The following is a 6795-nucleotide window of genomic DNA, read 5'->3' on the forward strand; positions in this document are numbered from 1 at the left end:
GGCAGTCGTGCCGCACCCCACCCCTCCACCCAGCCTGCGGGCAGTCGTGCCGCTGGGGCGGCACGGGTGGGCGCAGGCGGCACCCCGTCAGCGCCGGGCTGCGCACCCCACCCCGGGCACCCCACCGACGCCGGGCACCCCACCGAGGGACGTCACCGCTCCCGCTCCTCCACAACGGAGTTGTACGCCGCGACCTGCGCCCGCCGAGCCGTCCGCTCCACCGGCCGCAACGCCTCCCCCCGCGCCGCCATCTCCGACGCGCTCACCGCACCCCCGTGCCCGTTCTCGTACGCCAGAGCCACCAACGCCCCCACCCGCTGCGCCAACTCCAGCACCCGCACGGCCCGCGGCGGATACCCCGGCGCCAGCACCTCCCGCCCCCGCTCCGCCCGCGCCCGGTACGCCGCGATCGCCGCCTCCGCCACCGGCCCCGACCCGGCGACGTCCAGCCGCGTCAACACCTCCGTCGCGTCCCGCAGCGCCTCCGCAAGCTCCCGCTCCGCCTCCCCGAGCGACGGCACGTCCGCCGGCGGAGCCTCCCGCACCGGCAGGCAGTGCCAGACGACCTCGACGTGCACATCACCCGACGGCCCGGCCTCGTACACCTCCGGCACCAGCCCCAGCGCGGCCCCGTGACAGACCACCGCCTCCTCGGCCTCCAGCGCCCGCGCGTTGAACTCCGGCGGCCCGCTCAGCCCCAGCGGATGCCCCGGCGCGGGCAGTGCGACCCGCAGCCCGGTCGCCCCGAGCGCCCGCAACCGCCCGAGCGCCAGCGTGAGACCTACCGGCCCCGCCTCACCGGGCAACCCCTCCACCCGATGCACCGCGTCCTCGCCGACGATCGCGACCGCGGCGTCATCCGGCGAGACGATTCCGGCAATAAGCGCATTTCCCCAGGCGGCAAGGCGCCCTGCGCGTGGTTCCGAGAGCATGCCCCCACCCTAAGGACCGGACCGATGGAACAGCGAAGCCGACCGGTGGCGTAGATTTCCTGGAGGGCCTGCGCCCACCGGCGCGGCGGCCCCAGTCACAGGCGTACGCGACAGCCGAGACCGGCCACACTGCAAGGGGAGACACTGCGCTCATGAGCGATGTTCTGGAGCTTCAGGACGTATCCGTGGTCCGCGAGGGCCGGGCTCTGGTGGACCAGGTCTCCTGGTCGGTCAAGGAGGGCGAGCGCTGGGTCATCCTCGGCCCCAACGGCGCCGGCAAGACCACCCTCCTCAACGTCGCGTCCAGCTACCTCTACCCCAGCCAGGGCACCGCCACCATCCTCGGCGAGACCCTCGGCAAGCCCGGCACCGACGTCTTCGAGCTCCGCCCGCGCATCGGCATGGCCGGCATCGCCATGGCCGACAAGCTGCCCAGGCGCCAGACCGTCCTGCAGACCGTGCTGACCGCCGCCTACGGCATGACCGCCGGCTGGCAGGAGGAGTACGAGGACATCGACGAGCTGCGCGCCCGCGCCTTCCTCGACCGCCTCGGCATGACGGAGTACCTGGACCGCAGGTTCGGCACCCTCTCCGAGGGCGAGCGCAAGCGCACGCTGATCGCCCGCGCCCTGATGACCGACCCCGAGCTGCTGCTCCTGGACGAGCCGGCCGCCGGCCTCGACCTCGGCGGCCGCGAGGACCTCGTCCGCCGCCTCGGCCGCCTCGCCCGCGACCCCATCGCCCCTTCGATGATCATGGTCACCCACCATGTCGAGGAGATCGCGCCGGGCTTCACCCATGTCCTGATGATCCGCCAGGGCAAGGTCCTGGCCGCGGGCCCCCTGGAACTCGAACTCACCTCCCGCAACCTGTCCCTCTGCTTCGGCCTCCCGCTCGTCGTGGAGCAGGTCGGCGACCGCTGGACCGCACAGGGGCTCCCCCTGACCTGACCGCCCCCTGTGCGCCCTGTCCCCGGCACGTGTCACGGACCTACCATGACCACGTGAACGACATCGACGCATGGGTGTGGTGGCTCGTCGCCGCGGCAGCGCTCGGAATCCCGCTCGTCGTGACCGCGATGCCGGAGTTCGGGATGCTCGCCGTCGGCGCGGTCGCGGCCGCCGTCGCCTCCGGCGTCGGGGCCGACCTCGTGGTCCAGGTACTCGTCTTCGTCATCGTCTCGGTCGCCCTCATCGCCGTCGTACGGCCCATCGCCGCCCGGCACCGCTCCCAACGGCCCCAACTCGCCACCGGCGTCGACGCCCTGAAGGGCAGACAGGCCGTCGTGCTCGAACGGGTCGACGGGAACGGCGGCCGGATCAAACTCGCCGGCGAGGTCTGGTCGGCACGTGCACTCGACACCGGCCGCGCCTACGAAGCCGGCCAGGAAGTGGACGTCGTGGACATCGAGGGGGCCACCGCGATCATCATGTGACCGGCACGAGCAAGTGGCCCGAACATGCCCCGGGGCATGCGACGGTCTGTCAGACTCGACCAGCAAGATCTTCAGGCGGAGAAGGGTACGCGGAGCCACGATGCAACCGGTCATCATCGTACTGATCATCCTGGTGGTGTTGGTCTTCATCGCCCTGATCAAGACCATCCAGGTCATCCCACAGGCCAGTGCCGCCATCGTCGAGCGCTTCGGCCGCTACACGCGGACGCTGAACGCGGGGCTCAACATCGTGGTCCCCTTCATCGACACCATTCGCAACCGCATCGACCTGCGCGAACAGGTCGTCCCCTTCCCGCCGCAGCCGGTGATCACCCAGGACAACCTGGTCGTCAACATCGACACCGTCATCTACTACCAGGTGACCGACGCCCGCGCCGCGACGTACGAGGTGGCCAGCTACATCCAGGCGATCGAGCAGCTCACCGTCACCACCCTGCGCAACATCATCGGCGGCATGGACCTCGAGCGGACCCTGACCTCCCGTGAGGAGATCAACGCGGCCCTGCGCGGCGTTCTCGACGAGGCCACCGGCAAGTGGGGCATCCGCGTCAACCGCGTGGAGCTCAAGGCCATCGAACCGCCCACCTCCATCCAGGACTCGATGGAGAAGCAGATGCGCGCCGACCGCGACAAGCGCGCCGCGATCCTCCAGGCCGAAGGCGTCCGGCAGTCCGAGATCCTGCGCGCCGAGGGCGAGAAGCAGTCCCAGATCCTGCGCGCCGAAGGTGAGGCCAAGGCCGCCGCCCTGCGCGCCGAAGGCGAGGCCCAGGCCGTCCGTACGGTCTTCGAGGCGATCCACGCCGGCGACCCGGACCAGAAGCTGCTCTCCTACCAGTACCTTCAGATGCTCCCGAAGATCGCCGAGGGCGACGCCAACAAGCTCTGGATCGTCCCCAGCGAGATCGGCGACGCCCTCAAGGGCCTGTCCGGCGCCATGGGTAACTTCGGTGGCCTGGGCGGCGGTTCGGGAAGCGGCAACGGCGGCAGCACCGCAGGGGCCTCCGTCCCGGCCCAGGAACGCCGCGAAAAGCCGAGCATCGACTGACGGACCTCAGGAACGACGTTCCCCGCACCCGCCTCAGGGGCGCGGGGCCGTGCCGATCTGCGGCTCCGCCGCGTGGGCGCGACCAGCCACACACAACCGTGAGCCGAAGACCGACCGGCCCCGGCAGATGCCCTACGCCGCGCTCAGCGCCAGCCACTCCGGCAGCGCCTCGACATCGTCTTGGGCCAGCGCCAGCAACATCGCATCGGCCGGCGTCGGCTCGAACGGCGTCCGCAGCAGCGGCATGCCCGCCTGCTCCGGCGTCCGGTTCGCCTTGCGGTGATTGTCCTCCGCGCAGGACGCCACCGTGTTCAGCCACGTGTCCTGCCCGCCGTGCGACCTCGGCACCACGTGGTCCACGGTCGTCGCCCGCCGGCCGCAGTACGCGCACCGGTGCCGGTCCCGGACCAGCACACCCCGCCTCGACCACGGCGCACGTCTTCGGAAGGGCACCCGCACGTATTGGCACAGCCTGATCACCCGGGGCGCCGGTATGTCCAGCGCGGCTCCGCGCATCCGCAGTTCGGGGTGGGCCTGTTCGACGACGGCCTTGTCCTGGAGCACCAAGACGACGGCTCGATTCAGCGTCACCGTCGACAGCGGCTCGAAGCTCGCGTTCAGCACCAGCGTGTCCCGCATACCAGCCCACCTCCCGTGTGCACCGGCCCACCCCCTGGCGGGCTGGGATCAACTCTGGCCGGGCACGCCGGGATGGACAACGCAATATCCGCCGCTCACCACGAGGGCCGTCCCCGCATCCCCTGCAAGGCCCCCGGCAACAAAAATGCCCGCCCCTGATCACTTCCAAGACCAGAGGCGGGCAAACGTTCCATGAACGCTCGGTTGCTCAGCTGTCGGCGGGCACCTCGTACTCACCGACGAGCTGGGCACGGGCGATCGTGTGGAACCGCAGGTTGAAACCCACGAAGGCGGGCGTCGCGTCGGCGTCCGGGCCGAGCTTCTCCTCGTCCACGGCGTACACCGTGAAGACATAACGGTGCGGGCCGTCCCCGGCCGGGGGCGCGGCACCGCCGAAGTCCTTGCTGCCGTAGTCGTTGCGCGCCTGTACAGCGCCCTTCGGCAGCCCCTCGAACGTGCCGCTGCCCGCGCCCACCGGCAGCTCGGTCACCGAGGCCGGGATGTCGAACACCACCCAGTGCCAGAACCCGCTGCCCGTCGGGGCGTCCGGGTCGTAGCACGTCACGGCGAAGCTCTTGGTCTCGGCGGGGAAGCCCTCCCACCGCAGATGCGGAGAGGTGTTGCCGGCCGCGTAGACCTGAGCGTCCTTGAGCGTCGCCCCCTCCTGGACGTCGTCGCTCGTGACCGTGAACGACGGCACGGGCGGGTGGAAGTCATGGGGGAGCGGACGCCGCTTGAGCTCGGTCACCTCGGTACCTCCTGATCGTTCGGTGCAGAGATGACCGAGCCTAGAACCACTAGAACCAGTTCCGCTTGCTGCCGACCTCGGACAGCCACTGGTTGAGGTACGCCGTCCAGTCGGTCCCCTGGTAGTCGTTCAGCCCCACCTTGAACGACCGGAACGTGTCACTGCCCTCGCTGAACAGGCCCGGCTTCTTGTCCATCTCCAGCACGACGTCCATCGCCTGCGCGTCGGCCACGAAGCTCAGCTCGACCTGGTTCAGCCCCCGGTACTGCTGCGGCGGGAAGAACTCGATCTCCTGGTAGAACGGCAGCTTCTGGCGCGTACCCCGGATGTGACCGCGCTCCATGTCCGCGCTCTTGAAGCGGAAGCCCAGCTGGATGAACGCGTCCAGGATCGCCTTCTGCGCCGGAAGCGGGTGCACGTTGATCGCGTCCAGGTCACCGGAGTCCACGGCACGAGCGATCTCCAGCTCGGTCGTGACCCCGATGTCCATGCCGCGCAGCGCCTGCCCGTCGATCATCGTGACTGGCGTCTCCCACGGGATCTCCAGACCGAACGGCACCGCGTGCACCGCGTTCGCCTTCAGCTCGAAGGCACCGCCGAGCCGCACCTTCGTGAACTCGATGTCCTGCTTGTGCTCCTGGTCGCCGCTCTCCACCTCGACCTTGGCCTGCAGACCCACCGACAGACCCTCGATCTGCTGGTCGACCGAACCGCCCTGGATCCGCACCTCACCCTGGACGACACCGCCCGGAACGACGTTGACCTCACTCAGCACGGTCTCCACCGAAGCACCGCCGGCCCCCAGGCTCGCGAGCAGCTTCTTGAACGCCATGTCTCTCCCTCTCCAGGCTGTGTGTGAACCCTTGATCCCTAGAAACGCGATCCGGCCGCGACCGGTTCCGCGCCCCTCACCCTGACAAGGCGGGCGCCCGCTGACCACCCCTGCGAACCCACCCGCCTGCGTTACGCTCGGACGGCATGATCGCGAGCCCCGACCGTACGCCCCTGCCCCGGGAATTCTTCGACCGCCCCATCCTCGAGGTCGCCCCCGACCTCCTGGGCCGCATCCTCCTGCGGAACACCCCGGACGGTCCGATCGCCCTCCGCCTGACAGAGGTCGAGGCCTATGACGGTCAGAACGACCCCGGCTCGCACGCCTACCGAGGCCGCACACCCCGCAACGACGTGATGTTCGGTCCCCCCGGACACGTGTACGTCTACTTCACCTACGGCATGTGGTTCTGCATGAACCTGGTCTGCGGTCCCGAAGGCAGGGCGAGCGCCGTTCTGCTCCGCGCCGGCGAGATCATCGAGGGCGCTGAGCTGGCCCGCACCCGTCGACTCTCGGCCCGCAACGACAAGGAACTGGCCAAAGGCCCGGCCCGCCTGGCCACCGCCCTCGGCGTGGACCGCGCCCTGAACGGCACGGACGCGTGCGCCACCGAGGACACCCCGCTGCGCATCCTGACGGGCGCCCCCGTACCGCGCGGTCAGGTACGCAACGGCCCGCGTACCGGCGTGGCCGGCGAAGGTGGCGTCCACCCGTGGCGTTACTGGGTCGCGGACGACCCGACGGTCAGTCCGTACCGTGCCCACGTGCCACGGCGCCGCCGAAGTTGACTCGCCCCTACGAGGCGCGTAACGTGGCCCGAGCCGCTGAACCGGGTACGGCGATCGCCTGCAGCCGGAGCGGCCAACCCACTACGACGACTCCTCTCGCGAGGCCGATTTCGGCGTGTCCGCATGCCCGAATTCGAACTCACCGGCTCGATTATGAGTCGGCAGGGAAATCGGCTAACGTAGTGAATGTCGAAAGGCCGACGAGCGAAAGCGCGAAAGCCTCGACAAATCCCGCCGACCGGGAATCAGGGCCCGAAAGGATCTGATAGAGTCGGAACCGCCGGAAAGGGAAACGCGAAAGCGGGAACCTGGAAAGCGCCGAGGAAATCGGATCGGAAAAGGATCTGATAGAGTC

8 protein-coding genes are annotated in these 6795 nt (G+C 69.8%); 4 read left to right on the forward strand and 4 right to left on the reverse strand.

Annotated elements, in window-relative coordinates; genetic code table 11:
* Positions 1-152: 152 nt before the first annotated feature.
* Positions 153-932, reverse strand: a complete 780-nt coding sequence (locus IEZ05_RS03845) for a hypothetical protein (protein WP_189228522.1) — start codon at positions 930-932, stop codon at positions 153-155.
* 152 nt (positions 933-1084) lie between these two features.
* Between IEZ05_RS03845 and IEZ05_RS03850 the strand changes: the two genes are divergently transcribed.
* From IEZ05_RS03850 to IEZ05_RS03860, 3 genes are all read left to right on the forward strand, one after another.
* Positions 1085-1882, forward strand: coding sequence for an ABC transporter ATP-binding protein (locus tag IEZ05_RS03850; RefSeq protein ID WP_189228523.1), 798 nt, complete (start codon positions 1085-1087; stop codon positions 1880-1882).
* Between the two features lie 53 nt (positions 1883-1935).
* Complete coding sequence (locus IEZ05_RS03855; RefSeq protein WP_189228524.1) at positions 1936-2367, forward strand: NfeD family protein; 432 nt, start codon at positions 1936-1938, stop codon at positions 2365-2367.
* A 100-nt stretch (positions 2368-2467) separates the two neighbouring features.
* A complete protein-coding gene (locus tag IEZ05_RS03860) occupies positions 2468-3433 on the forward strand; it encodes an SPFH domain-containing protein (protein WP_189228525.1) in 966 nt (321 codons plus the stop codon).
* A gap of 132 nt (positions 3434-3565) precedes the next feature.
* Here the strand turns inward: IEZ05_RS03860 and IEZ05_RS03865 are convergent, their stop codons facing one another.
* The 3 genes from IEZ05_RS03865 to IEZ05_RS03875 form a co-directional block, all read right to left on the reverse strand.
* Positions 3566-4072 carry an HNH endonuclease gene (locus IEZ05_RS03865; protein ID WP_189228526.1) on the reverse strand — a complete coding sequence of 169 codons (507 nt, stop codon included), beginning with the start codon at positions 4070-4072 and terminating at the stop codon, positions 3566-3568.
* Positions 4073-4280: 208 nt separating this feature from the next.
* Entirely contained in the window at positions 4281-4820 is a 540-nt protein-coding gene (locus tag IEZ05_RS03870) for a YbhB/YbcL family Raf kinase inhibitor-like protein (RefSeq protein ID WP_189228527.1), read from the reverse strand.
* Between the two features lie 49 nt (positions 4821-4869).
* Positions 4870-5652 (reverse strand): sporulation protein, encoded by a 783-nt coding sequence (locus tag IEZ05_RS03875; RefSeq protein ID WP_189228528.1) that lies wholly within the window; start codon positions 5650-5652, stop codon positions 4870-4872.
* A gap of 146 nt (positions 5653-5798) precedes the next feature.
* On the opposite strand from IEZ05_RS03875, the gene IEZ05_RS03880 reads away from it, so the two are divergent.
* Complete coding sequence (locus IEZ05_RS03880) at positions 5799-6440, forward strand: DNA-3-methyladenine glycosylase (protein WP_189228529.1); 642 nt, start codon at positions 5799-5801, stop codon at positions 6438-6440.
* Positions 6441-6795: the final 355 nt, after the last annotated feature.

The sequence above is a fragment of the Streptomyces flaveolus genome (genome assembly GCF_014648815.1).
Classification (GTDB): Bacteria; Actinomycetota; Actinomycetes; order Streptomycetales; family Streptomycetaceae; genus Streptomyces; species Streptomyces flaveolus.